The sequence below is a fragment of the Streptomyces tricolor genome, assembly GCF_002155905.1.
GTDB classification, from domain to species: domain Bacteria; phylum Actinomycetota; class Actinomycetes; order Streptomycetales; family Streptomycetaceae; genus Streptomyces; species Streptomyces tricolor.
The window spans coordinates 1-2,535 of sequence record NZ_MUMF01000456.1; the positions used below are offsets into that span (position 1 = coordinate 1).

2 protein-coding genes and 2 pseudogenes are annotated in these 2,535 nt (G+C 71.8%); all 4 read right to left on the reverse strand.

Annotated features, from left to right (window positions below):
* Positions 1-351: pseudogene (locus CCN44_RS29530) on the reverse strand (sortase-dependent protein); the annotation flags it as partial.
* A 177-nt stretch (positions 352-528) separates the two neighbouring features.
* Positions 529-1,653 carry an LOG family protein gene (locus tag CCN44_RS29535; protein WP_086700958.1) on the reverse strand — a complete coding sequence of 375 codons (1,125 nt, stop codon included), beginning with the start codon at positions 1,651-1,653 and terminating at the stop codon, positions 529-531.
* Positions 1,654-1,690: 37 nt separating this feature from the next.
* Positions 1,691-2,098 (reverse strand): VOC family protein, encoded by a 408-nt coding sequence (locus CCN44_RS29540; protein ID WP_059252859.1) that lies wholly within the window; start codon positions 2,096-2,098, stop codon positions 1,691-1,693.
* Between the two features lie 133 nt (positions 2,099-2,231).
* Positions 2,232-2,535, reverse strand: a pseudogene (locus tag CCN44_RS29545) (hypothetical protein); the annotation flags it as partial.

Below are 2,535 nucleotides of genomic sequence, written 5' to 3' on the forward strand. Positions count from 1 at the left end.
GTCCCGGTCGACCTTGCCGCCCTTGACGTGGACGCGGTAGGTGGCGCTCGGCTTCCAGTCCTCGGGGAAGGTGATCGAGACACCCTCCCTGGACCCCTTGACGGGCTGCTCACCGACCTTCGTCTCCACGCCGCCCTTTCCCTGGAGGAAGACGCTGACGGTGGCGTCGGTGGCGGAGGGATCGGTGTCGGTGACGACGATGACGCCCTTGCCGCCGGCGCACCTGGCTTCGGCGGAGAAGTCCTTGATGGTGCAGGCGAGTGCGGAACCGGCCAGGCCCAGCACCAGCGCCGCCGATCCGGAGGCGACACCCAGCAGGCGCACGGAACGGCGTACGCCACGGCGAGTCATGGACAACGTTTGTCCTTTACAGAGAGCAATTGCGGGGGGTGGAAGGGGTGTTGGGGCGACGGTCGGGACACGGAAGAGACGAGGCCCCAGCGACCCCGGGAGGCTCACAGATTTATAAGCGCTCCATAAGCAGTGTCAACGCGTGGGCCGTCGGCGGCCGTTGCCTTTGCCCGCTTATTAACCGCCCAGACGTTTGAGCGCCTCCGCGGCCTGCTCGATCCGGTCGACCAGGGCGATACGGGACTCCATCGCCCGTCCCCGGGCCAGCGACCGCAGCAGCGGCCAGGCCGGCAGCTCCCGCGTCCAGTGCCCGTCGTCCACGAGCACCATCGGGGTCGGCTCGCCGCGCGACTCGTAGTAGTTGGGCGTCGCGTTGTCGAAGATCTCCTGTACGGTCCCGGCGGCGCCCGGCAGGAACACCACCCCGGCGGTGGAGCGGGCCAGCAGGCCGTCCTCCCGCGTGGCGTTGGCGAAGTACTTGCCGATGTGCGCGGCGAACGCGTTCGGCGGTTCGTGGCCGTAGAACCAGGTGGGGATGCCCACCGACGCCCCACCGCCGGGCCAGCGCTCGCGCACCTCGAACGCGGCGCGCGCCCAGTCCGTGACCGACGGGCGGAACGAGGGCGCCTTGGCGAGCAGCCGGAGCGCGTCCTCCAGCATGTCGTCGGCGAAGGGGGCGGCGTACGCGCCGAGGTTGGCGGCCTCCATCGCGCCCGGCCCGCCGCCGGTGGCGACCGTGAACCCGGCGCGGGTCAGCGCGCGGCCGAGCCGGGCGGCACCGGCGTACGCGGCGGTCCCGCGCGCCATCGCGTGGCCGCCCATGACACCCACCACCCGGGCGCCGACGAGGAGTTCGTCCAGGGCGTCGGAGACGGCGTCGTCGTGGATCGCGCGGAGCATCGAGGCGAAGACGTCACCGTCGGCCTTCGTCCGCTGGAACCAGGCGTAGGCCCGTGCGTCCGGTGTCGCCTCGTAGCCCTCGGCCAGCGAGTCGAACAACTCGTCGGGCGTGTAGGCGAAGGCGCGGTAGGGGTCGAACGGGAGGCCCGGGACCGGCGGGAACACCAGCGCCCCGGCCGCCGCGACGTGCGCGGCGGCCCCGGGGTCCATGGGGCAGCCGAGGAAGACGGCCCCGGTGGTGTCGAGGCGGAGCAGGACGTCGGTACGGCCGGTCAGATCGACGGCCTGCACGCGGAACCGGGCGAGCGAGCCGTGCTCGGCGACCACCGCGTCGAACTCGGCGAGGGACTCGATCTCGTGGTCGTGGGCGGCGCGGTGCGAGGAGGCGGGTATCGGGTGCACCCGCCCATGCTGGCACGGATGTTCGGGCCGCGGGGGGTCAGCCCTGGACGGCCGCCGGGTCCATCCACATGACCTCCCAGGTGTGGCCGTCGAGGTCGTCGAAGGCACGGCCGTACATGAAGCCGTGGTCCTGGGTGGTCCCGCTCGCCGTGCCGCCCGCCGCGATGGCCTTGTCGACCAGCTCGTCCACCTTCTCGCGGCTCTCGGCGCTCAGACAGATCAGCACCTCGCTGGTCGTCGTCGCGTCGGCGATCTCCTTCTTGGTGAAGGTCGCGTAGAACGGCTTGGTCAGCAGCATCGCGACGATGGTGTCGCTGATCACCACGGACGCCGCGTTCTCGTCGCTGAACTGCGGGTTGATCGTGTAGCCGAGTTCGGTGAAGAACTTCTTGGAGGCGTCCAGGTCGTTCACGGGCAGGTTCACGAAGATCATCTGCTGGTACATGGGGTCCTCTCCCTGGTGGTGCGCGCTTCGTGCGTCGCGTTCGGTGGGGTGGACCGGCGGTCCGCGCCGAACTCATCGGCGAACGGGGAACTTTTTTCCGGCACCGTGCCCGGCGCCGCTCCCGCCCCGGCGGTCAGCGGCTCAGGGGCAGTGCCGAGAGCGTGGCGGTCGCCAGGGTGAGCGGGGCGAACACGGCCAGCAGGGCGGCGGCGCGCAGGGCGGCGGCGATGCGCAGCATCGTGGCGGGCGCGCCGAGGCGGAGCAGTGCGGCCGTGGTGTCGGCGCGGCTCTGGCGGGCCTCGACGGCCGCGGTGAGCAGGGTGGCGACCGTGGAGCCGGCGACGACGAGGGCGCCGAGGGCGGACAGCGGGCCGAAGGCGGGGGCGGGGCTGTCGTACAGGGCGGTCATGGCGTAGCCGGCGGACGCCACCGCGCAG